17 protein-coding genes and 3 rRNA genes are annotated in these 23,229 nt (G+C 71.9%); 19 read left to right on the plus strand and 1 reads right to left on the minus strand.

The window, feature by feature from the left end; translation table 11 throughout:
* Nucleotides 1-23 precede the first annotated feature (23 nt).
* The 11 genes from argJ (at nt 24) to rrf (ending at nt 14,070) form a co-directional block, all read left to right on the plus strand.
* On the plus strand, nt 24-1,184 hold the full coding sequence (gene argJ / locus ACQPYX_RS16380; RefSeq protein ID WP_433798389.1) for a bifunctional glutamate N-acetyltransferase/amino-acid acetyltransferase ArgJ: 1,161 nt from the start codon (nt 24-26) through the stop codon (nt 1,182-1,184).
* Entirely contained in the window at nt 1,181-2,095 is a 915-nt protein-coding gene (argB, locus tag ACQPYX_RS16385) for an acetylglutamate kinase (RefSeq protein ID WP_433798390.1), read from the plus strand. The genes argJ and argB overlap by 4 nt, the downstream gene beginning before the upstream one ends.
* Nucleotides 2,092-3,303 (plus strand): acetylornithine transaminase, encoded by a 1,212-nt coding sequence (locus ACQPYX_RS16390; RefSeq protein ID WP_433798391.1) that lies wholly within the window; start codon nt 2,092-2,094, stop codon nt 3,301-3,303. The genes argB and ACQPYX_RS16390 overlap by 4 nt, the downstream gene beginning before the upstream one ends.
* Before the next feature lie 11 nt (nt 3,304-3,314).
* Nucleotides 3,315-4,292 carry an ornithine carbamoyltransferase gene (argF, locus tag ACQPYX_RS16395; RefSeq protein WP_433803736.1) on the plus strand — a complete coding sequence of 326 codons (978 nt, stop codon included), beginning with the start codon at nt 3,315-3,317 and terminating at the stop codon, nt 4,290-4,292.
* A complete protein-coding gene (locus ACQPYX_RS16400; RefSeq protein ID WP_433798392.1) occupies nt 4,289-4,906 on the plus strand; it encodes an arginine repressor in 618 nt (205 codons plus the stop codon). Before argF ends, ACQPYX_RS16400 begins: the two co-directional genes overlap by 4 nt.
* Complete coding sequence (gene argH, locus ACQPYX_RS16405; RefSeq protein ID WP_433798393.1) at nt 4,903-6,369, plus strand: argininosuccinate lyase; 1,467 nt, start codon at nt 4,903-4,905, stop codon at nt 6,367-6,369. The genes ACQPYX_RS16400 and argH overlap by 4 nt, the downstream gene beginning before the upstream one ends.
* Complete coding sequence (locus ACQPYX_RS16410) at nt 6,366-7,004, plus strand: DNA-3-methyladenine glycosylase (protein WP_433798394.1); 639 nt, start codon at nt 6,366-6,368, stop codon at nt 7,002-7,004. The genes argH and ACQPYX_RS16410 overlap by 4 nt, the downstream gene beginning before the upstream one ends.
* 27 nt (nt 7,005-7,031) lie before the next feature.
* Nucleotides 7,032-8,312, plus strand: a complete 1,281-nt coding sequence (gene tyrS / locus ACQPYX_RS16415) for a tyrosine--tRNA ligase (RefSeq protein WP_433798395.1) — start codon at nt 7,032-7,034, stop codon at nt 8,310-8,312.
* Between the two features lie 354 nt (nt 8,313-8,666).
* Nucleotides 8,667-10,195, plus strand: a 16S ribosomal RNA gene (locus ACQPYX_RS16420).
* Between the two features lie 537 nt (nt 10,196-10,732).
* Nucleotides 10,733-13,821, plus strand: a 23S ribosomal RNA gene (locus ACQPYX_RS16425).
* A gap of 132 nt (nt 13,822-13,953) precedes the next feature.
* Nucleotides 13,954-14,070, plus strand: a 5S ribosomal RNA gene (gene rrf, locus ACQPYX_RS16430).
* Together the 16S, 23S and 5S rRNA genes form the textbook arrangement of a ribosomal RNA operon.
* A gap of 338 nt (nt 14,071-14,408) precedes the next feature.
* On the opposite strand, the gene ACQPYX_RS16435 is transcribed toward rrf, so the two are convergent.
* Entirely contained in the window at nt 14,409-15,053 is a 645-nt protein-coding gene (locus ACQPYX_RS16435; protein ID WP_433798396.1) for a hypothetical protein, read from the minus strand.
* Between the two features lie 45 nt (nt 15,054-15,098).
* Here ACQPYX_RS16435 and ACQPYX_RS16440 point away from each other — a divergent pair, with 45 nt between their 5' ends.
* From ACQPYX_RS16440 to ACQPYX_RS16475, 8 genes are all read left to right on the plus strand, one after another.
* The gene (locus ACQPYX_RS16440) at nt 15,099-15,971 is read left to right on the plus strand and encodes a hypothetical protein (protein WP_433798397.1); all 873 of its coding nucleotides are present in this window, start codon (nt 15,099-15,101) and stop codon (nt 15,969-15,971) included.
* Nucleotides 15,968-16,987, plus strand: coding sequence for an HAD-IIA family hydrolase (locus tag ACQPYX_RS16445; RefSeq protein ID WP_433798398.1), 1,020 nt, complete (start codon nt 15,968-15,970; stop codon nt 16,985-16,987). The genes ACQPYX_RS16440 and ACQPYX_RS16445 overlap by 4 nt, the downstream gene beginning before the upstream one ends.
* Nucleotides 16,988-17,002: 15 nt before the next feature.
* The gene (locus ACQPYX_RS16450) at nt 17,003-17,170 is read left to right on the plus strand and encodes a hypothetical protein (protein WP_433798399.1); all 168 of its coding nucleotides are present in this window, start codon (nt 17,003-17,005) and stop codon (nt 17,168-17,170) included.
* A 5-nt stretch (nt 17,171-17,175) separates the two neighbouring features.
* A complete protein-coding gene (locus tag ACQPYX_RS16455; protein ID WP_433798400.1) occupies nt 17,176-17,997 on the plus strand; it encodes a TlyA family RNA methyltransferase in 822 nt (273 codons plus the stop codon).
* Complete coding sequence (locus ACQPYX_RS16460; RefSeq protein ID WP_433798401.1) at nt 17,994-18,935, plus strand: NAD kinase; 942 nt, start codon at nt 17,994-17,996, stop codon at nt 18,933-18,935. The genes ACQPYX_RS16455 and ACQPYX_RS16460 overlap by 4 nt, the downstream gene beginning before the upstream one ends.
* Nucleotides 18,936-19,035: 100 nt before the next feature.
* Nucleotides 19,036-20,928 carry a DNA repair protein RecN gene (gene recN, locus ACQPYX_RS16465; protein WP_433798402.1) on the plus strand — a complete coding sequence of 631 codons (1,893 nt, stop codon included), beginning with the start codon at nt 19,036-19,038 and terminating at the stop codon, nt 20,926-20,928.
* Nucleotides 20,929-21,049: 121 nt separating this feature from the next.
* A complete protein-coding gene (gene steA, locus ACQPYX_RS16470; protein ID WP_433798403.1) occupies nt 21,050-22,261 on the plus strand; it encodes a putative cytokinetic ring protein SteA in 1,212 nt (403 codons plus the stop codon).
* Nucleotides 22,258-23,175, plus strand: a complete 918-nt coding sequence (locus tag ACQPYX_RS16475; RefSeq protein WP_433798404.1) for a copper transporter — start codon at nt 22,258-22,260, stop codon at nt 23,173-23,175. Before steA ends, ACQPYX_RS16475 begins: the two co-directional genes overlap by 4 nt.
* Nucleotides 23,176-23,229 lie beyond the last annotated feature (54 nt).

Below are 23,229 nucleotides of genomic sequence, written 5' to 3' on the forward strand. Positions count from 1 at the left end.
CGACCGATCACCAGGAGGACGCCGTGAGCGTCACCGCCGCCGCCGGGTTCCGCGCCGCCGGCGTCCGCGCCGGCCTCCGGGCCCACGGCGACCGCCCCGATCTCGCGCTCGTGGTCAACGACGGCCCGTCCACCGTGGCGGCGGGCGTGTTCACCCGCAACCAGGTCAAGGCCGCCCCGGTGCTGTGGTCGCAGCAGGTGCTGCGCGAGCACGCCCTGCGCGCGGTCGTCCTCAACTCCGGGGGCGCCAACGCCTGCACGGGCCCCGACGGGTTCGGCGACACCCACCGCACCGCCGAGAAGGTGGCCGAGGTGCTCGGCTGCGGCGCGATCGAGGTGGCCGTCTGCTCCACCGGGCTGATCGGGGAACGGCTGCCGATCGCGTCCCTGGTCACCGGGGTCGACGAGGCGGCCGGGGAGCTCGCCGCCGACGCCGCCGCCGGTGCCCGCGCGGCCACCGCGGTGCTCACCACCGACACCGTCGACAAGCAGGCCGCCCGCTCCCGCGACGGCTGGACCGTCGGCGGCTTCGCCAAGGGCGCCGGGATGATGGCGCCCAGCCTCGCGACGATGCTCGTCGTCGTCACCACCGACGCCGTCCTCGACGCGGAGACCGCCGACGCCGCGTTGCGGGCCGCCACGTCGACGACGTTCGACCGGCTGGACATCGACGGCTCCACCAGCACCAACGACACCGTGCTGCTCCTGGCGTCCGGCGCCTCCGGGATCACTCCGGACGCCACGGCGTTCGCCGACGAGCTGCGCGAGGTGTGCGCCGAGCTCGCCCGGGGCCTGCAGGCCGACGCGGAGGGCGTCACCAAGCGCATCGTCGTCACCGTCACCGGGGCGTCCTCCGACGCGGAGGCGCTCGTCGGGGCCCGCGCCGTCGCCCGCGACAGCCTGGTCAAGACGGCGCTGTTCGGGTCCGACCCGAACTGGGGCCGGATCGCGGCCGCCATCGGTGCCAGCGAGGCCCGGGTGGAGCCGGAGACCCTGTCGGTGACCGTGAACGGCGTCCTGCTGTGCGCCGCCGCGGCCGCGGTGGGCGACCGCTCGAAGGCCGACCTGTCCGGCCGCGACGTCACCGTCGAGGTCGACCTCGGTCTCGCCGCCGGCACCGCGACCGTGCTGACCACCGACCTCTCCCACGCCTACGTCGAAGAGAACAGCGCCTACTCCACATGACCAGCACCGTGCACGAGGACGCGCAGGCCAAGGCGGCGGTGCTCGCGGAGGCCCTGCCCTGGCTGCGGGAGTTCCAGGACGCGATCGTCGTCGTCAAGTACGGCGGCAACGCCATGGTCGACGACGAGCTGCGCCGCGCCTTCGCCGAGGACATGGTGTTCCTGCGCCTGGCCGGCATCCGACCGGTCGTCGTCCACGGCGGCGGCCCGCAGATCACCGCGATGCTCGACCGGCTCGGGATGTCCGGGGAGTTCCGCGGCGGCCTGCGGGTCACCACGCCCGAGACGATGGACGTGGTGCGGATGGTGCTCGTCGGCCAGGTCGGCCGTGAGCTCGTCGGCCTGGTGAACGCCCACGGCCCGCTCGCGGTCGGCATGTCCGGGGAGGACGCGCGGCTGTTCACCGCCGCCCGCCGCACCGCCTCGGTCGACGGCGAGCAGGTCGACGTCGGGCTGGTCGGCGACGTCGTCGAGGTCAACCCGGCCGCGGTGCTCGACCTCGTCGCGGGTGGCCGCATCCCGGTCATCTCCACGGTGGCCCCCGACGTCGACGGTGTGGTGCACAACGTCAACGCCGACACCGCCGCCGGTGCCCTCGCGGTCGCGCTCGGTGCTCGCAAGCTCGTCGTCCTCACCGACGTCGAGGGGCTCTACACCGACTGGCCCGACCGTTCCAGCCTCCGCTCGGAGATCGACGCGACCGAGCTCGCCGAGCTCCTGCCCGATCTCTCCAGCGGCATGATCCCGAAGATGGAGGCCTGCCTGCGGGCGGTCGAGGGCGGCGTCCCGCGCGCCCACGTCATCGACGGACGGGTGGCCCACTCGGTGCTGCTCGAGGTGTTCACCAGCACGGGCGTCGGGACCATGGTGGTCCCCGCTCCCGCATCCCCCGGAGGAGGTCCCCCCGCATGACCCACGCTGCACCGACCGGTGAGGACCTCCGTCGTCGCTGGGTCGACACCATGATGGGCAACTACGGCACCCCGCCGATCAGCCTCGTGCGCGGCGAGGGCGCCCGCGTCTGGGACGCCGACGGTCGCGAGTACCTCGACCTGCTGGGCGGCATCGCCGTCAACCTGCTCGGCCACGCGCACCCGGCCGTGGTCGAGGCCGTGAGCCGCCAGGTCGCGACGCTCGGGCACACCTCGAACCTCGTGATCAACCCGCTGACCGTCGAGCTCGCCGAGCGGCTGCTGTCCCTGCTCGGCGTCCCGGACGGCCGGGTGCTCATGTGCAACTCCGGCGCCGAGGCCAACGAGGCGGCCTTCAAGATCGCCCGTCGCACCGGCCGCCGGAAGATCGTCTCCGCGGAGGGCGGCTTCCACGGACGCACGATGGGGGCGCTCGCCCTCACCGGGCAGCCCGCGAAGCGGGAGCCGTTCCAGCCGATGCCGCCCGGGGTGGAGTTCGTGCCCTACGGCGACGTCGAGGCCCTGCGGGCGGCGGTCGACTCCGACACGGCCGCGGTGGTGCTCGAGCCGATCCAGGGCGAGGCCGGGGTGATCATCCCGCCCGAGGGCTACCTGCAGGCGGCCCGCGAGATCACGTCCGCGACGGGCGCCCTGCTCGTGATCGACGAGGTCCAGACCGGGATCGGCCGCACCGGTGTCTGGTTCGCCCATCAACGCGCGGGCATCGTGCCCGACGTCGTCACCCTGGCCAAGGGCCTCGGCGGTGGTCTGCCGCTCGGGTCCTGCATCGGCATCGGTCCGGCCGCCGAGCTGCTCGGGGCGGGCCAGCACGGCACCACCTTCGGCGGCAACCCGGTCTGCTGCGCGGCGGCGCTCGCGGTGCTCGACACGATCGTCGCGGAGGGCCTGCTCGACCGCGCGGACACCCTCGGCAAGGACCTCGGCGCGCGGATCGAGGGCCTCGACCACCCGCTCGTCGACCACGTCGACGCGGCGGGGCTCCTGGTCGGGGTGGCCCTCACCGCGCCGGCCTCGCCCCAGGTGACGGCCGCGGCGCTGGAGTCGGGCTTCCTGGTCAACGGGGCGGTGCCCGGGCGCGTGCGCCTGGCGCCGCCGGCCGTCGTGACCGACGAGCAGGTCGACGGCTTCCTCACGGCACTGCCCGGGATCCTGTCCCAGGGGGCCGCCGTGGCGGAGGGCACGTCGTGAGCGCGGCGTCCCTGCAGGCTCCCGACGGCACGGGGCCCCGCCGGGGTGGGCGGCCCGCCCGGCACCTGCTCCGCGACGACGACCTGACACCCGCCGAGCAGGCCGAGGTCCTCGAGCTCGCCGCCACCCTCAAGGCCGACCCGTTCGGGCACCGGCCGCTGGCGGGCCCGCGGGCGGTCGCGGTCATCTTCGACAAGCCGTCGACCCGCACCCGGGTGTCGTTCCAGGTGGGGATCGCGGCCCTCGGCGGCACCCCCGTCATGATCGACGGCCGCGACGCGCAGTTCGGGCGCGGCGAGACCATCGCCGACACCGCGCGCGTGCTCTCCCGCTACGTCGACGCCATCGTGTGGCGCACCGGCGCGGACGAGCGCATCCGCGAGATGGCCGAGCACGCCGACGTCCCCGTGGTCAACGCCCTCACCGACGGGTTCCACCCCTGCCAGGTCCTCGCCGACCTGCAGACCGTCGTCGAACGCCACGGCCGCACCGCCGGACTGACGCTGACCTACCTCGGCGACGGCGCCAACAACATGGCGCAGTCGCTCCTGCTCGGCGGCGTCACCGCCGGGATGCACGTCCGCGTCGCGGCCCCCGAGGGCTTCCAGCCCGACCCGGCCGTCGTCGAGGACGCCCGGACCCGGGCGCGGGAGACCGGGGGTTCCGCGGCCGTGGTGGCGGTCGACGGCCGGCCCGCCGCGCTCGAGGCCGTGGCCGGGGCGGACGTCCTCGTCACCGACACCTGGACCTCCATGGGCCAGGAGGACGACGGACTGGACCGGGTCGCCCCGTTCCGGCCGTGCCGCATCGACGGCGAACTCCTGGCGCGGGCCGCTCCCGGCGCCACCGTCCTGCACTGCCTGCCCGCGCACCGCGGCGACGAGATCACCGCCGAGGTGCTCGACGGGCCGGCGTCGGCGGTCTGGGACGAGGCCGAGAACCGCCTGCACGCCCAGAAGGCGCTGCTGACCTGGCTGCTCGGGCGATGACGCCGCCGGACGAGGCGCTCGACACCGATCCGGGGGCACGGCCCGATCCGCGGGCGGCCCGCGAACGGCTCGAGCGTCTGCGTCCGGGGAGCAGTCGGGCGTCGCGCCAGGCGCGCATCGTCGAGCTGATCAGCGCCGTCGAGGTGCACAGCCAGGGCGAGCTCGCGGGCATGCTCGCCCGGGAGGGGATCGACGTCACGCAGGCGACGCTGTCGCGGGATCTCGACGAGCTCGGGGCGGTCAAGCTCCGCGGCGCCGACGGCGGAGCGGGCCGGTATGTCGTCCCCGACGACGGGAGCCCGGTGCGCGGCGTCACCGGAGGCACCGACAGACTGTCCCGGCTGCTCGCGGAGCTGCTGGTCTCGGCCGACCACTCCGGCAACCTCGCGGTGCTGCGCACGCCACCGGGCGGGGCGCACTACCTGGCGAGCGCCCTCGACCGGGCGGCGCTGGCGGAGGTGGTGGGCACCATCGCCGGGGACGACACGGTGGTGGTCGTCGCCCGGGAGCCGCTCGACGGGGCCGAGCTGGCCGCGGTCCTCCGCGGGCTGGCCACGAGGACCACACCGCGCACGGCGCGGCTGCACCAGGACGAGGGAGAGGGACCAGGGTGACGGCGGGATCGGGCGGAGACGCAACGCAGCGGAGCTCGACCGGCGGTTCGGCGGCCCTCTGGGGCGGACGGTTCTCCTCGGGACCGGACGCTGTGATGGCGGCGCTGTCCAAGTCGACCCACTTCGACTGGGTCCTCGCCCCCTACGACATCGCGGGCTCCCGGGCGCACGCCCGCGTCCTGCACGGCGCCGGGCTGCTCGACGACGACGAGCTGCGCGGGATGCTCGAGGGCCTCGAGCGCCTCGAGGCCGACGTCGCCGACGCGACCTTCGTCGCGGCCGAGGCCGACGAGGACGTCCACACCGCGCTGGAGCGGGGACTCATCGAGCGCGTCGGCCCGGAGCTCGGCGGCAAGTTGCGCGCCGGCCGCTCGCGCAACGACCAGATCGCCACCCAGCTGCGCATGTGGCTGCGTGACCGGCTCCGGGAGCTCGCCCGCGGGGTCTGCGACGTCCTCGACGCCCTCGTCGGCCAGGGCCGGGCGCACCCGGAGGCCGTCATGCCGGGCCGTACGCACCTGCAGCACGCCCAGCCGGTGCTGCTGGCCCACCACCTCGGCGCCCACGCGCAGGCGCTCCTGCGCGACGTCGAGCGCTGCCGCGACCTCGACCGCCGGCTGGGGCTGTCGCCCTACGGCTCCGGCGCCCTCGCCGGGACCTCCCTGGGACTCGACCCCGCGGCCGTGGCCCGCGACCTCGGGTTCCGCGACGCGGTGGACAACTCCATCGACGGCACCGCCGCCCGCGACCTCGCCGCCGAGGGGGCCTTCGTCCTCGCGATGGTGGCGGTCGACCTCTCGCGGATCGCGGAGGAGGTCATCCTCTGGGCCACCGCCGAGTTCGGCTACGTCACGCTCGACGACGCGTGGTCCACCGGCTCGTCGATCATGCCGCAGAAGAAGAACCCGGACGTCGCGGAACTCGCCCGCGGCAAGGCCGGCCGCCTCGTGGGCAACCTCGCCGGCCTGATGACCACGCTCAAGGCGCTCCCGCTCGCGTACAACCGCGACCTGCAGGAGGACAAGGAACCGCTGTTCGACTCGGCGGCACAGCTCGCGATGGTGCTGCCCGCGATGGCCGGGATGATCCGCACGCTGACCGTGCACACCGACCGGCTCGCCGAGCTGGCTCCGGCCGGGTTCAGCCTCGCCACCGACATCGCGGAGTGGCTGGTCCGCCAGGGCGTCCCGTTCCGCCGCGCCCACGAGGCGGCCGGGGCCTGCGTCCGCGTCGCGGAGGGCCGGGGGGTGGGCCTCGACGAGCTGACCGACGACGAGCTGGCGGGGTGCGATCCCGCGTTGACCCCCGACGTGCGCACGGTGCTGACCGTGGAGGGCTCGATCGCCTCCCGGGACGCCCATGGGGGCACCGCCCCGAAGCGGGTCGCCGAGCAGTACGACCGGATCGTCGGAGCCGTCATCGAGGCGCGCGCCTGGGCGTCCCGGCCGATCGACCGGCGGTGACGGGCACGTCCGCGCCGCTCGACCGCGCCGAGCTCGCCGTCGACCCGCTCGAGGCGGCCCGGCACCTGCTCGGCACGGAGCTGGTCGCCGACGTTCCGGAGGGCGAGGTCCGCGTCCGGATCGTCGAGGTCGAGGCGTACCGCGGGGAGGACGATCCCGGGTCGCACTGCTACCGGGGCCGCACCCCGCGCAACGACGTCATGTGGGGACCGGCCGGGCACCTGTACGTCTACTTCGTCTACGGCATGCACTTCTGCGCCAACGTCGTCGCCCTCGTGGACGGGCGGCCCGGAGCGGTGCTGCTGCGCGCGGGGGAGCTCCGCTCCGACGCTGCCCTCGCGCACGTCCGGCGCCCGACCGCCCGGGGTCGCGACGCCGAGCTCGCACGCGGCCCGGCCCGGCTGTGCACGTTGCTGGGCCTCGGGCGCGAGCACAACGGCGTCGACGTCCTCGACCCGGTGTCGCCCGTCCGGCTCGAGCGCGGCACACCGGTTCCCGACGAGGCGGTCCGCACGGGCCCGCGGGTCGGCGTCGCGGCGGGCCAGCAACGGCCGTGGCGGCTGTGGGTCGCCGGGTCGCCCGCCGTCACGCCGTACAAGGCCGGGCGCGCGCGGCCGGACGGTCCCGACTGGTAGGGAGGGCCCACCGGGGACAATGGGGTCGTGACCGCACCGCACATCCTCGACGACCTCGCCTGGCGGGGCCTCATCGCCCAGAGCACCGACCTCGACGCGCTGCGCCGCGATCTCGACACCGGGACGGTCACCCTCTACTCCGGGATCGACCCCACCGCCCCGAGCGCGCACATCGGTCACCTCCTGCAGTGGCTGACCCTCGCGCGCTTCCAGCAGGCGGGACACCGTCCGATCGCGCTGGTCGGCGGCGCCACCGGACTGATCGGCGATCCGAAGCCGACGTCCGAGCGGACCCTCAACGACCGCGACGTCGTCGCCGGCTGGGTCGACAAGATCGGTGCCCAGCTACGGCCGTTCCTGGACTTCACCGGCGACCACGCCGCCCTGCTCGTCAATAACCTGGACTGGACGGAGGGCGTGTCGGCCCTCGACTTCCTGCGCGACCTCGGGAAGCACTTCCGGGTCGGACGCATGCTGGCGAAGGAGGCCGTGAGCCGGCGCATGGAGTCCGACGAGGGCATCAGCTACGCCGAGTTCTCGTACCAGATCCTCCAGTCCTACGACTTCCTCGAGCTCTACCGCCGCTACGGCTGCACGATGCAGACCGGGGGCAGCGACCAGTGGGGCAACCTCACGGCCGGGATCGACCTCATCCATCGGGTGGAGGGTCGGTCCGTGCACGCGCTGGGCACGCCGCTGATCACCAAGGCCGACGGATCGAAGTTCGGGAAGACCGAGGCGGGCACGGTCTGGCTCGACGCCGGCCTGACGAGCCCGTACGCCTTCTACCAGTTCTGGATCAACGCCGAGGACGCCAAGGTGGGGGAGTACCTCCGCGCCTTCACGTGGTTGCCCCGCGAGGAGATCGAGGAGCTGGAGCGGCTCACGGTGGAGAAGCCGCAGGCGCGGGCCGCGCAGCGGGCCCTCGCGGAGTCGGTGACGACGCTGGTGCACGGGGCCGAGGAGGTCGGCCGGGTGCAGGCCGCCAGCCAGGCGCTGTTCGGGCGCGGGGAGCTGCGTGAGCTCGACGCCGCGACGCTCGCCGCCGCCCTGGCGGAGGTGCCGTCGACGACGCTCGCCCGCAGTGCGAACCCGACGATCGTCGACCTGCTCGTCGGCACGGGGCTCGCGACGGGTCGCGGGGCGGCGCGGCGCACGGTCGCCGAGGGCGGCGCGTACGTCAACAACGCCAAGGTCGAGACCGAGGACTGGACGCCGGCGGACACCGATCTGCTCCACGGACGGTGGCTCGTGGTGCGCCGCGGCAAGCGCACGACGGCAGGTGTGGAGCTCGTGTCCGCCGGATGACGACCGTGGGTCGGGCGGGAGACGCCGCCCGACCAGCGGGAACGTCGAAAGGCACCCCCCCCTCGAACGGCCCCGTCGCGGCGCGTGTACTGTTCTCCATGTCGCCAGGACGAGGGGGTTGCCCCGGGGCCTGGAGGCGGGATAGGTTCGAGAGGTTGCCCTTCAGCCGGTCTGGTAGGGTGAAACTCGATGCCATCGGGCTCGGCGCCCCGCATGCTGCGGGGGTTGCGGGTTCGTGTGGTCGTCCTTTGAGAACTCAACAGTGTGCTGACGTTTTGTGTTCTGGCCCCAATTTTTTGGGGTTTCTTTGAGTAGCTAGTTTTGTCAGAGGTCTTGATTGGTCTCTAACGTTTTTTGTTGGAGAGTTTGATCCTGGCTCAGGACGAACGCTGGCGGCGTGCTTAACACATGCAAGTCGAGCGGTAAGGCCCTTCGGGGTACACGAGCGGCGAACGGGTGAGTAACACGTGGGTGACCTGCCCTCCACTCTGGGATAAGCCTGGGAAACTGGGTCTAATACCGGATATGACCTCAGGATGCATGTCTTGTGGTGGAAAGTTTTGTCGGTGGGGGATGGGCCCGCGGTCTATCAGCTTGTTGGTGGGGTGATGGCCTACCAAGGCGACGACGGATAGCCGGCCTGAGAGGGTGATCGGCCACACTGGGACTGAGACACGGCCCAGACTCCTACGGGAGGCAGCAGTGGGGAATCTTGCGCAATGGGCGGAAGCCTGACGCAGCAACGCCGCGTGGGGGATGACGGCCTTCGGGTTGTAAACCTCTTTCGCGATCGACGAAGGCCCACTTTCTGTGGGTTGACGGTAGGTCGAGAAGAAGCACCGGCCAACTACGTGCCAGCAGCCGCGGTAATACGTAGGGTGCGAGCGTTGTCCGGAATTATTGGGCGTAAAGAGCTCGTAGGCGGTGTGTCGCGTCGGCCGTGAAAACCTGGGGCTTAACTCTGGGCGTGCGGTCGATACGGGCATCACTTGAGTTCGGCAGGGGAGACTGGAATTCCTGGTGTAGCGGTGAAATGCGCAGATATCAGGAGGAACACCGGTGGCGAAGGCGGGTCTCTGGGCCGATACTGACGCTGAGGAGCGAAAGCATGGGTAGCGAACAGGATTAGATACCCTGGTAGTCCATGCCGTAAACGTTGGGCGCTAGGTGTGGGGTCCATTCCACGGGTTCCGTGCCGCAGCTAACGCATTAAGCGCCCCGCCTGGGGAGTACGGCCGCAAGGCTAAAACTCAAAGGAATTGACGGGGGCCCGCACAAGCGGCGGAGCATGTGGATTAATTCGATGCAACGCGAAGAACCTTACCTGGGTTTGACATGCACCAGACAGGCGTAGAGATACGTCCTCCCTTGTGGTTGGTGTGCAGGTGGTGCATGGCTGTCGTCAGCTCGTGTCGTGAGATGTTGGGTTAAGTCCCGCAACGAGCGCAACCCTTGTCCCATGTTGCCAGCGGGTTATGCCGGGGACTCATGGGAGACTGCCGGGGTCAACTCGGAGGAAGGTGGGGATGACGTCAAGTCATCATGCCCCTTATGTCCAGGGCTTCACACATGCTACAATGGCCGGTACAGAGGGCTGCGAAGCCGTGAGGTGGAGCGAATCTCGTAAAGCCGGTCTCAGTTCGGATCGGGGTCTGCAACTCGACCCCGTGAAGTCGGAGTCGCTAGTAATCGCAGATCAGCAACGCTGCGGTGAATACGTTCCCGGGCCTTGTACACACCGCCCGTCACGTCACGAAAGTCGGTAACACCCGAAGCCCGTGGCCCAACCCTTGTGGGGGGAGCGGTCGAAGGTGGGACTGGCGATTGGGACGAAGTCGTAACAAGGTAGCCGTACCGGAAGGTGCGGCTGGATCACCTCCTTTCTAAGGAGCATTTGCCTCGGACGTCGGGTTCTGGTCGGTGACGGTCACTCATTCTCGGGTGGCGGCTGAACCGGGGTTCCGGCGGAGGGCCATCGCATCCCCGCTCAAAGGGGGTGGGTGGTTGCTTACTGGATTGATGTGGAACAGAACACGAGTGTCGCAGTGTCCTGGGTTTCGGTCCGGGAGGTTGTGGCGGCGTCGGCACACTGTTGGGTCCTGAGAGGACGGCCGGCCCTCACACCTACTGGGTGTGGGGGTTGGTGTTTTCTCTGGACAGTCATCGCCGGCTCCCTGCGGTTGCGGGGTGGTGTGGTGGTGGTCTGTGGGTTGGTTTGTCAAGTGGACAGTGGACGCGAGCATCTTTTTTTCCTGGTCGCCGCGACGGAATCGTTCCGGGCTTTGGTCCTGGGGTGGTTGTGTTGTGGTTGATCTTAGTTTGCTTGATGACTGTGTTGTGACCGTGTTGGTTGTGCCGATGACGGTCATGCCCGGCTTGTGAATGGTTTCTGGGTTGGGTGTGGTTGTTGTTGGTGTGTTGGTCAAGTTGTCAAGGGCGCACGGTGGATGCCTGGGCATCAGGAGCCGATGAAGGACGTGGGAGGCCGCGATAGTCCTCGGGGAGTTGTCAACCGAGCTGTGATCCGAGGGTGTCCGAATGGGGTAACCCGGCAGCCGTCATGGGCTGTCACCCCCGCCTGAATGTATAGGGCGGGTGGAGGGAACGCGGGGAAGTGAAACATCTCAGTACCCGCAGGAAGAGAAAACAAAAGTGATTCCGTGAGTAGTGGCGAGCGAAAGCGGAAGAGGCTAAACCCCGCTTGTGTGATAGCTGGCAGGTGTTGCTGGTGGGGTGTTGTGGGGCGTCATGTCCGGGGGCTGCTGACCCTGGGCGTGGTGGTGGATGGTTAGTCGAAGGCGTTGGGACGCGTCGGCGTAGAGGGTGAGACCCCCGTAGACGAAAACTGTTCATCATCGCGTGGTGGCGTGCCCGAGTAGCAGCGAGCCCGTGGAATTCGCTGTGAATCTGCCGGGACCACCCGGTAAGCCTAAATACTTCCTGATGACCGATAGCGGACAAGTACCGTGAGGGAAAGGTGAAAAGTACCCCGGGAGGGGAGTGAAATAGTACCTGAAACCGTGTGCCTACAAGCCGTCAGAGCCTGGATTCGTCCGGTGATGGCGTGCCTTTTGAAGAATGAGCCTGCGAGTTAGCGGTACGTGGCGAGGTTAACCCGTGTGGGGAAGCCGTAGCGAAAGCGAGTCCGAACAGGGCGTTGTAGTCGCGTGCTCTAGACCCGAAGCGGGGTGATCTACCCATGGCCAGGGTGAAGCGCCGGTAAGACGGTGTGGAGGCCCGAACCCACCAGGGTTGAAAACCTGGGGGATGAGCTGTGGGTAGGGGTGAAAGGCCAATCAAACTCCGTGATAGCTGGTTCTCCCCGAAATGCATTTAGGTGCAGCGTCGCGTGTTACTCACCGGAGGTAGAGCACTGGTTGGCCTAGGGGGCCTACAAGCTTACTGAAGTCAGCCAAACTCCGAATGCCGGTGAGCTCGAGCGCGGCAGTGAGACTGCGGGGGATAAGCTTCGTAGTCGAGAGGGAAACAGCCCAGATCGCCGGCTAAGGCCCCTAAGCGTGCGCTAAGTGGGAAAGGATGTGGGATCGCCCAGACAACCAGGAGGTTGGCTTAGAAGCAGCCACCCTTGAAAGAGTGCGTAATAGCTCACTGGTCAAGTGGTCCTGCGCCGACAATGTAGCGGGGCTCAAGCGCACCGCCGAAGCCGCGGCAGCGCCACGGACACCTAACGGTGGTGGTGCTGGGTAGGGGAGCGTCATGCGGGTGGTGAAGCGGCGGAGTGATCCAGCTGTGGAACCCGTGTGAGTGAGAATGCAGGCATGAGTAGCGACAGCAGAGTGAGAAACTCTGCCGCCGGATGACCAAGGGTTCCTGGGCCAGGTTTTTCCGCCCAGGGTGAGCCGGGACCTAAGGCGAGGCCGACAGGCGTAGTCGATGGACAACGGGTTGATATTCCCGTGCTCGTGTAGGCGCGTCCATGGCGAGCCCAGGTGTGCTAACCGCCCGAACCCGCAGACTCCTTCGGGAGTCGAACGGGGGAGCGCGGGATCCTGCCTGGTAGTAGCCAAGCGATGGGGTGACGCAGGAGGGCAGCTCCGCCAGTGAGTGGTTGTACTGGTGCAAGCGTGTAGGCCGGTGTATAGGCAAATCCGTACACCATGAAGGTTGAGACGTGACGCATAGCCGTTGAGGCGAAGCAGAGTGATCCCATGCTGCCGAGAAAAGCCTCTAGCGAGTTCCTACGCGACCCGTACCCCAAACCAACACAGGTGGTCAGGTAGAGAATACCGAGGCGTTCGAGCGAACTGTGGTCAAGGAATTCGGCAAAATCCCCCCGTAACTTCGGGAGAAGGGGGACCCTGGTGCCTGAAGCCTCTTGCGGGCTAGGGCGGTGGGGTCGCAGAGACCAGGGGGAAGCGACTGTTTACTAAAAACACAGGTCCGTGCGAAGTCGCAAGACGATGTATACGGACTGACTCCTGCCCGGTGCTGGAACGTTAAGGGGACCGGTTAGGCCTCACGGCCGAAGCTGAGAACTTAAGCGCCAGTAAACGGCGGTGGTAACTATAACCATCCTAAGGTAGCGAAATTCCTTGTCGGGTAAGTTCCGACCTGCACGAATGGAGTAACGACTTCCCCGCTGTCTCGACCACAGACTCGGCGAAATTGCACTACGAGTAAAGATGCTCGTTACGCGCGGCAGGACGGAAAGACCCCGGGACCTTCACTACAGCTTGGTATTGGTGCTCGGTTCGGCTTGTGTAGGATAGGTGGGAGACTGTGAAGCGGCCACGCCAGTGGCGGTGGAGTCGCCGTTGAAATACCACTCTGGTCGAATTGGGCATCTAACTTCGGGCCATGATCTGGTCCAGGGACAGTGCCTGGTGGGTAGTTTAACTGGGGCGGTTGCCTCCCAAAGGGTAACGGAGGCGCCCAAAGGTTCCCTCAGCCTGGTCGGCAACCAGGTGTTGAGTGCAAGTGCACAAGGGAGCTTGACTGTGAGACCGACGGGTCGAGCAGGGACGAAAGTCGGGACTAGTGATCCGGCACCTCCTGGTGGAAGGGGTGTCGCTCAACGGATAAAAGGTACCCCGGGGATAACAGGCTGATCTTGCCCAAGAGTCCATATCGACGGCATGGTTTGGCACCTCGATGTCGGCTCGTCGCATCCTGGGGCTGGAGTAGGTCCCAAGGGTTGGGCTGTTCGCCCATTAAAGCGGTACGCGAGCTGGGTTTAGAACGTCGTGAGACAGTTCGGTCCCTATCCGCCGCGCGCGCAGGAGACTTGAGGAAGGCTGTCCCTAGTACGAGAGGACCGGGACGGACGAACCTCTGGTGTGCCAGTTGTCCCGCCAGGGGCACGGCTGGTTGGCTACGTTCGGAAGGGATAACCGCTGAAGGCATCTAAGCGGGAAGCCCGTTCCAAGATGAGGTCTCCCACCCCTATGAGGGTTAAGGCCCCCACCAGACCAGTGGGTTGATAGGCCAGACATGGAAGTACCGCAAGGTATGCAGTGGACTGGTACTAATAGGCCGAGGACTTGCCCGACACACCACCAACACCCACACCCGGGTGACCGGCCGGTGACACTGCACGGGCACACACACCACAAGCAGAACTGCTGCTCGCGTCCACACCACTTCACACCCCAACCCCCCACACGTGGGGGTGGTTCGGTGTTCCGGTGGCCACAGCGGAGGGGAAACGCCCGGTCCCATCCCGAACCCGGAAGCTAAGCCCTCCAGCGCCGATGGTACTGCGACCGCCAGGTCGTGGGAGAGTAGGACACCGCCGGAACACCCAACCACCCCCACGCTTCGTGGATTCATATTTCGAGAGTGAACGGCGCGGACGTCCCCTCGTCCGCGTGACAGACACGGGGTAGGACCCATCCGGTCCTGCCCCGTTTCGTCATGTCAGGAGGCCGATCGGTGAGCGTGGACCCGCAGGACAGCCGGGGCGACCGATCGTCGTCCGCTCCGGAGGACCGGCGGCGGTCCGACGACTCCCGTGAGGGCGGCCGGGGCCGGCCCACCGGTGGGGATCGTCGTGGTGGGCGACCCGACGATCGACGTGGTCGGCCCGCCCAGGGCGGCGACCGCACCCGCGGAGGCCGCTCGGACGACCGCAGCCGTTCACCCCGCCCGGAGCGGGGCGGCCCCCGTCAGGACCAGCCGCGCGGTCGCGACGGCTCCTCGGGTCGGGACGACCGTCGCTCCGGTGGACGTCCGTACGGCGACCGGTCCGCGCCGTCCGGGGCCGGCGACGGCGGCCGCCCGGACCGATCCGGGGGCTACCGCGGTCGGTCCGACGCGGACCGGTCCTCGCGGCCGTGGGAGGACCGTCGTCGCGAGGGCGGCGAGCGCTCGGGTCGGTCCGAGGGCGGTCACGGCGGTCCCCGCCGTGCGGGCGGGCCCGACCGTGGCCCCGGCGCGCGCGACGGCCGCGGGCCGCGCCGCGACCAGACCGACGACCGTCCTCGTCGTACCGAGGCAGCCCGTCGGTCGGACACAGCCGGTCAGGACCGACGGCCGTCCGGCCCCCGGGGCGACCGGCGTGACGGTCCTCCCCGCGGCGACCGCCGTGACGGTCCGCCCCGCGGCGACCGCCGTGATGGCCCGCCTCGCGGCGACCGCCGTGACGGTCCGCCCCGCGGCGATCGGCGACAGGGCCCGCCGCGGGACCGTGACGGACGTCCGCCGCGTGACCGGCGGGACGCGCCGCGCGGCGACGACCGGACGCGCACCCCGCGTGCCGAGGACCGGCCGATCCGTCGGCACCAGGACGCCCAGCCCCGCCCGACGGAGCCGGCGCTGCCCGACGAGGTGACGCCCGACCTGCTCGACGGCGAGGTCCGGCGCGACCTGCGCGGGTTGCCGAAGGACCTCGCCGACAACGTCGCCCGCCACCTCGTCGCGGTCGGGGAACTCCTCGACGACGACCCCGAGGCGGCCCTGGCCCACGCGCGGTTCGCCCGTCACCGGGCGTCCCGGGTCGCGGTGGTGCGCGAGGCGTGCGGTCTCGCCGCCTACCACGCCTCCGAGTGGGCCGAGGCGCTCTCCGAACTGCGCGCCAGCCGCCGCATGGGCGGCGCCGCCCACGTGGCGGTCATGGCCGACGCCGAGCGGGCGCTCGGTCGGCCGGAGCGGGCCCTCGAGATCGCCCGCAGCCCGGAGTCGTCCGACCTGCCGCGGGACGAGGCGATGGAACTGCTCATCGTGACGTCCGGCGCGCGGCGCGACCTGGGCGAGTTCGCGGCGGCGGTCGTGGGCCTGCAGGTCCCCGAGCTCGACGTGCGTCGGACCGACGACCCGTGGACCTGCCGTCTCTTCTACGCCTACGGCGAGGCCCTCGTGGCGGCCGGCCGTCGTGAGGAGGCGGTCCGTGCCTTCCTCGACGCCGCCCAGACCGACGTCGACGGCGAGACCGACGCCGAGGAGCGCGCCGCGCTCGTGGCGGCCGGGGTCGACACCCCGCCCGGCGAGCTCGAGGTGACCGACGAGGCCGACGGGGCCGACGACGCCGGCGTCGTGGTGGACGACGACCCCGGAGCGACCCACGGTGCCGAGGACGAGGCAACCGAGGACGACGACGACGAGGTCGCCGAGGACGAGGCAGACCGGGCGGCCACACCCGTCGTCGGGAACGCGACGGACGAGCCCGGCACCGAGGCGCCCCACGGGGACGACGAGCGGTGACGCGGCACGACGCCCTCCTGGTCGACCTCGACGGCACCGTGTACGCGGGTCCGGACGCCATCCCGGGCGCGGTGGAGGCCCTGGAGGCGGCCCGCGAGCGGGGAGCGACCGTCTCGTACGTCACGAACAACGCCTCGCGGACGCCCGGCGCGGTCGCCGGGCACCTGGCCGAGCTCGGGCTCACCGTCACCGAGGACGACGTGGTGACGAGTGCCCAGGCCGGGGCGGCGGTCCTGGCGGGGCAGCTCGACGCCGGCGCGACCGTGCTCGTGCTCGGGACGGACGCCCTCGCCGACGAGGTCGCCGGGGTCGGCCTCACCCCGGTGCGGAGCAACGACGACGAGCCGGTCGCCGTCGTCCAGGGTCACTCGCCCGACACGGGGTGGCGGCAGCTGGCCGAGGCCGCGCTCGCGCTGGCCCGCGGCGCGACCTGGGTCGCCTGCAACGTCGACCCCACCCTCCCGTCCGAACGGGGCCTGCTGCCCGGCAACGGGTCGATGGTCGCGGCGCTGCGGCACGCCAGCCGCCGGGAGCCGCAGGTCGCGGGCAAGCCCGCCGCACCGCTGCTGCGCCAGGCGATGGAGCGAGTCGGGGCGAGCACCCCGCTCGTGATCGGCGACCGGCTCGACACCGACATCGCCGGCGGGCACGCCGTCGACGCCGAGTCCCTGCTCGTGCTCACCGGTGTCTCCACCGCGGCCGACGTGCTCGCCGCCCCGCCCGAGCAGCGCCCCACCTACGTCGCCGCCGGCCTCGCCGCGCTGGCCGACCTCGACGCGGTCCGCGTCGGCGTGGACGGCGGGTGGAACGTCACCGTGCACGACGACGGGTCGCTCGAGCTGGCGGCACCGGCGGAGGCCGGGGACACGGCGGAGGACCGGGCCACGGCGCTGCGGGCCCTGGTCGCGGCGCACTGGGCGTCGGTCGGCGAGGCGTCCCGGGCGCCGCGCGTGACGCCCGCCGACGACCTCGCGGGCCGGACGATCTCCGCGCTGGGCCTCGACGCCGACCGGTGAGTTAGCGTGGGACCCGTGGATCACGGTGCCTCGGACGACGGCCTGGCGCGGCTGCGCGCGGCCGCGGCCGCCGTCGAGGACCTCGACCCGTCCGCGGGCGCCGACCCGATGGAGCACGCCGACCGGTTCGAGGCGCTCCACGAGGCCCTGACCTCGGCGCTCGCCTCGGTCGACCGGGGCTGACCGGCGTGGCGCGCACGTCGAGCCGCCGCCTCCGGCTGGACGCGGAGCTGGTGCGCCGGGGACTCGCCCGGTCGCGGGAGCAGGCGGCCGCCCTCATCGCGGACGGTCGGGTGACCGTCGGCGGCAGCGTGGCGTCGAAGCCGGCGACCGCCGTCGAGACCGCCGCCGCGGTCGTCGTGATCCCCGAACCCGACGGCACCGTCGACGACTGGGCCAGCCGCGGCGCGCACAAGCTGCTCGGCGCCCTCGACGCCTTCGACGTCGACCCGGCGGGGCGGCGCTGCCTGGACGCGGGCGCCTCGACCGGCGGGTTCACCGACGTCCTGCTGCGCCGTGGTGCGCGCGAGGTGGTGGCCGCCGACGTGGGCTACGGCCAGCTGGTGTGGTCGCTGCGGACCGACGACCGGGTCACGGTGCTCGACCGCACCAACGTCCGCGCGCTGACCCCGGAGCAGATCGGCGGACCCGTCGACCTCGTCGTCGCCGACCTGTCCTTCATCTCCCTGCGGCTGGTCCTCGACGCCCTCGCCGCCTGCACCCGGCCCGACGGCGCGCTGCTCCCGATGGTCAAGCCGCAGTTCGAGGTGGGCAGGGACCGGCTCGGGTCGGGCGGGGTGGTGCGCGACCCGGAGCTGCGCGTCGACGCGGTCCTGGGGGTGGTGGCCGCGGCCCGCGAGCGGGGGCTGACGCTGTCCGGGGCGACGGCGAGCCCCCTGCCCGGTCCGTCGGGGAACGTCGAGTACTTCCTGTGGCTGCGGCCGGGAACGGGTACGGGGGAGCAGGACGACGCGATCGTGCGTCGTGCGGTCGAGAACGGGCCACAGTGAACCAGGAACGAACCCAGGAACGGGAGAACCCGGTGCGGGACGCGTTGATCGTGGTGCACACCGGGCGGGAGGCGACCCGCAAGGTCGCCTCGACGGTGGCGTGCAGCCTGCACCGCGCGGGGTTCTCGCTGCGGGTGATGCCCGACGAGTACTCCAGCGACGCCGGGCTCTTCGACGACCTCGAGCCGCACGAGCGCCCGCAGCGGGTGGCGCCCGACGACGACGCCGCCAACGGCGCCGAGATCGTCATCGTGCTGGGCGGCGACGGCACGCTCCTGCGGGCCGCGGAGCTCGCACGCTCGGCGCGCGTGCCGCTGCTGGGGATCAACCTCGGCCACGTCGGCTTCCTCGCCGAGGCCGACCTCGACGACCTCGACGAGGTCCTCGACGCGGTGGTCCACCGCACCTACCGGGTCGAGGAGCGGATGACGGTCGACGTCACCGCCTCCAGCGACGGGCAGGTGCTGGGGCGGACGTGGGCGCTCAACGAGGCCATCGTCGAGAAGACCAACTGGGCGAAGCTGCTCGACGTCGTGCTCGAGGTCGACCACCGGCCCGTGTCCGAGTTCGCCTGCGACGGCGTGCTGTGCGCGACCCCCACCGGCTCCACGGCCTACGCCTACTCCGCGGGCGGGCCCGTGGTGTGGCCGGAGGTCCAGGCGATGCTGCTCGTGCCGTCGAACGCCCACGCCCTGTTCTCGCGTCCGTTGGTCGTGTCGCCCGAGTCGCGGGTCGCGCTCGAGGTCTCCGGGCGCGGGGACGCGGGCGTGCTCGTGTGCGACGGGCGCCGGACGCTGGACCTGCCGCCCGGGTCGCGGGTGGAGATCGGCAAGGGCGAGACGCCGGTGCTCCTCGTGCGCCTCCGGGTGCAGCCGTTCACCGACCGCCTGGTGCGGAAGTTCGGCCTGCCCGTGCAGGGCTGGCGCGGCCGCCGGTAGGGGATCCGGCCACCGCCGTTCACCGACCGTTCGACCACCTGTTCGAATCCGATCGGCGTGTTCGGCCCTGGGTGTCGGACCCCGTCGTTACAGTGACGGCGTGCTCTCCGAGCTGAGAATCCAGGGCCTCGGCGTGATCGAGGACGCGACCCTGGAGCTGCATCCGGGGCTCACCGCGGTGACCGGCGAGACGGGCGCCGGCAAGACGATGGTGATCACCGGGCTGCACCTCCTGGGTGGCGGTCGCGCGGACTCCTCCCGCGTGCGACGTGGGGCGTCGCGCGCGGTGGTGGAGGGTCGCTACGTGCTGCCCGTTCCCGACGACGGGTCGGGTCCCTCGGGCGGGACCGAGGGGCCCGAGGGGTCCGAGGGGTCCGACGTTCCCGACGACGCGCCGCGCGACGCCGCGGACGTCGCCCGCGACGCGGGGGCCGCGCTCGACGACGACGGGTCGCTCATCGCGGCCCGCACGGTGTCGGCGGACGGTCGGTCCCGGGCGCACCTCGGGGGCCGGTCGGTGCCGCTGGCGGTGCTCACCGACGTCGCCGACGCCTCCCTCGCCGTCCACGGCCAGCACGAGGCGCTGCGCCTGCTGCGGCCCGCCGAGCAGCGTGCGGTGCTCGACCGGTTCGCCGGGGCCCCGGCCACCGAGGCGCTCGGACGCTACCGGTCGACCCGGGCCCGGTGGCGCACCGCGGTCGCCGAGCTCGCCGACCGCCGCGAGCGCACCCGGGAGATGGCGCGCGAGGCCGACCTGCTCCGGCACGGCCTCACCGAGATCGAGGCGCTGGACCCGCAGCCCGGCGAGGACGCCGACCTGGTCGCCGAGGCCCGCCGGCTCGCCGACGTGGACGACCTGCGGTCCGCCGCCCTCACCGCGCTCGCCGCCGTGGCGGGGCCGCCGGAGGGCACCGGGGACGAACCCGACGCGACCGCCCTGGTGGGGGAGGCCCGCCGGGCGCTGGCCACCGACGACCCGCGGCTGACCGCGCTCGAACCGCGCCTGGCCGAGGCCGCGGCACTGCTCACCGACGTGGCGGCGGAGCTGTCGGGCTACCTCGACGGGCTCGAGGCCGACCCGGAGCGCCTCGCGTGGGTGCTCGAGCGGCAGGCCGCGCTCAAGGGGCTGACCCGCAAGTACGCGGCCGACGTGGCCGGGGTGCTGGCGTGGGCCGACACCGCGCGCGAGCGGCTCGAGTCGCTCGACGTCTCCGACGAGGCGATCGCCGCGCTCGCCGCGGAGGCCGACCGGCTCGGGGCCGAGCTGGCCGCCCACGCCGGCGAGCTCAGCGCCGTCCGCACCGAGGCGGCCGCCCGGCTCGCCGAGGCGGTCAGCTCCGAACTCGACGGGCTCGCGATGGCCGCGGCCACCGTGCAGGTGCAGGTGGGTCGCAAGGACTCGACGGGCGCGGACGCGCTCGAGCTCGACGGGCGTCGGGTCGCGGCGGGCCCCGACGGGGTCGACGAGGTCGAGCTGCTCCTCGCGCCGCACGCCGGGGCGCCGCCGCTGCCGATCGCCAAGGGCGCGTCGGGCGGTGAGCTCTCGCGCGTGATGCTGGCGGTCGAGGTCGTCCTCGCCGGGGCCGACACGGTGCCGACGCTGGTGTTCGACGAGGTCGACGCCGGGGTCGGCGGCCGGGCCGCGGTGGAGATCGGGCGTCGACTGGCGCGTCTCGCCGAGACCCACCAGGTCGTGGTCGTCACGCACCTCGCGCAGGTGGCGGCGTACGCCGACCGGCAGCTGGTGGTGGACAAGGGATCGGTCACCGAGGGCGTCACCCGCAGCTCGGTGCGCACCCTCGACGACTCGGAGCGGGTGGTCGAGCTCGCCCGGATGCTCGCCGGCACGGAGGAGACCGAGACCGGCCGGGCGCACGCCGAGGAGCTGCTCGCCGCCGCGGCCGACGACAAGCGGGGCGTCCCCGAACCGACGCCCATCAGCCGGGGCGCAGCGAAGGGCGGTGGTCGGCGGCCGAAGCGCCGTGCTGGTTGAGCCGCCCGGCGCGTTCACGGTCACCCCTGTGACGGATGTGGCGTCCGGGTCGGGTGAGACCTGTGGTGTGGCTCGGCGTGGCGACGTGTCCGGATCGTGATCGCCCGTCAGCATCGGTGGCATGCGATGGCCAGGACGCGGGACCCGGACGCGATCGGCGCTGCCCGGCGTGAGCGGCACGGCCCGGATCGGGCGCCGCGGATCGTCGGGAGCGGACGCCGCCTACCTGCGCCGGCTCGGCCCGGGGGACGTGGCTGTCATCGACCAGGTCGACCTGGACCGGGCGACGGCGGCGGCGCTGCTCGAGGCCGGGGTGGTCGGGGTCGTCAACGCGGCCCCGTCGATCTCCGGCCGCTATCCGAACCTCGGACCCGAGATCCTGGTCGAGGCGGGCGTGACGCTCGTGGACGACTGCGGCGCCGGGGTGTTCACCGACCTCGTCGACGGGGCCACCGTGCGGCTGCACGACGGTGCCGTGCACGTCGGCGACCGCGAGGTGCTCCGCGGCTTCGGGCAGGACCGCGAGACGGTGGCCGACCTCCTCGAGGAGGCCCGCGGCGGCATGGCCGCCCAGCTCGAGGCGTTCTCGGCCAACACCAGCGAGTTCCTCGGCCGCGAGCGCGCCCTGCTCGTCGACGGTGTCGGCGTCCCCGCCGTCTCGACCTCGATGCGCGACAAACAGGTCGTGGTGGTCGCGGGCGGACCGGGGACGGCCGAGGAGGTGCGGTCGCTCACCGGCTTCATCCGCGAGTACAAGCCCGTGCTGATCGGCGTCGGCGACGGCGCGGACGCACTGCGCGACGCCGGACTCACCCCCGCAGTGGTCATCGGCACGGTCGCCGAGCTCGACCCGGCACTCGCCCGCAAGGCCCGCGACGTCGTCGTGCCGGCCGACCCGGACGGCTTCATCGCCGGGCTGGCGCGGATGCAGGACCTCGGCGTCGACCCGGTCGCGTTCCCGTCGTCGGCCAACCCCGAGGACCTCGCGCTGCTGCTCGCCCACGCGCACGGCGCCGCGCTCGTCGTCGCCGTCGGGTTCGACGCGAGCCTGGGCGGCTTCCTCGACCGGGGCCGCTCCGGCTCGATCCCCTCCACCTTCCTGACGCGGCTACGGCTCGGCCCGACCCTCGTCGACGCGCCGGCCGTGCTCGCGCTGTACCGCAGTCGGGTCTCGATCCTCACGCTGGTGATGCTCGTCGTCGCCGTCCTCGCCGCCGCGGTGGTGGCCGCGCTCGCGCTCGGGGCGGGCCCGTCGCTCGTGCTGCTGCTGCAGACCGGTGGCCGGGCCGTCCTCGACTGGGGCACCGCGGTGGTCCGGAGCGTCGTCGGATGATCTCGTTCCGCTACCACATCGTGTCGCTGTGCGCGGTCGTCCTCGCGCTCGCGCTCGGCGTCGTGCTGGGCGCCTCGTCGCTGTCCCAGACGATGCTCGGGGCGCTCTCCTCCGACCGCGCGGACCTCTCGGGGCAGGTCGGCACCCTGACCGCCGAGCGGGACACCGCCCGCGCACAGCAGGCCGCCGCCGACCGGGTCCTCGCCGGGACCGCGCCCGCGCTCGTCGGCGGCACGCTGCGCGACCGCACCGTCGTGCTGCTCGCCGCCCCGGACGCCGATCCCGCCGACCTCGACGCGCTCACCGGGCTCGTCGGGCAGGCCGGGGGACGGGTGACCGGCACGCTGTCACTGACCGACGCGATGCTCGTGCCCGACCGGGCCGACGCCCTCCGCGCCCTCGTCACCCGCGTGCTCCCCGCCGGCGTCCAGCTGCCCTCGACCACCGACGTCGGGACGCTGACCGGCTCCCTCCTCGGCTCCCTGGTCACCGCCGGGCGCGGCCCGTCGAGCTCGCCCGCCGAGGTGGGCACGGCCTTCACCGCCCTGGCCGACGGCGGGTTCCTCGCGCCCGGCGCCGCACCGGCGCCGGCGCAGCTCGCGCTGGTGGTCGGCGGGACCCCGGCGCCCGCGCCCGACGCGGCCGGACGGGCCGCGACCCTCGCCCGCCTGGCCGCGGGTATCCACGCCGGCGGCGCCGGGACGGTGCTCGCCACCCGGTCCGCCGACGGCGCGGTCGCGGTGGTGCGCGGCGACCAGGCCCTGCGCGGCGTCTCCACCGTCGACGGCGTCGGAGCGACGGCGGGGCGGCTGGCCGCCGTGCTCGCCGCGGCCGAGCAGGCGTCCGGCCGGTCGGGGGCCTACGGCGCGGCCCCGGGCGTCGCGCCGCTCCCGCAGCGCGCGCCCACGGCCTGACCCCGCCGCCCGCCGCACGAGTCCCGGCTCGCGGTCGGCGAGACGGTGGTCCAC

Origin of the sequence: Actinomycetospora sp. CA-084318 (assembly GCF_050955885.1) — a bacterium.
Lineage (GTDB): Bacteria > Actinomycetota > Actinomycetes > Mycobacteriales > Pseudonocardiaceae > Actinomycetospora.

What these genes read in the sequence shown, in the direction of transcription:
- argB (WP_433798390.1), top strand. Translation starts at nt 1,181, where the DNA reads ATGACCAGCACCGTGCACGAGGACGCGCAGGCCAAGGCGGCGGTGCTC.
- ACQPYX_RS16390 (WP_433798391.1), top strand. Translation starts at nt 2,092, where the DNA reads ATGACCCACGCTGCACCGACCGGTGAGGACCTCCGTCGTCGCTGGGTC.
- ACQPYX_RS16400 (WP_433798392.1), top strand. Translation starts at nt 4,289, where the DNA reads ATGACGCCGCCGGACGAGGCGCTCGACACCGATCCGGGGGCACGGCCC.
- steA (WP_433798403.1), top strand. Translation starts at nt 21,050, where the DNA reads ATGCGATGGCCAGGACGCGGGACCCGGACGCGATCGGCGCTGCCCGGC.
- ACQPYX_RS16475 (WP_433798404.1), top strand. Translation starts at nt 22,258, where the DNA reads ATGATCTCGTTCCGCTACCACATCGTGTCGCTGTGCGCGGTCGTCCTC.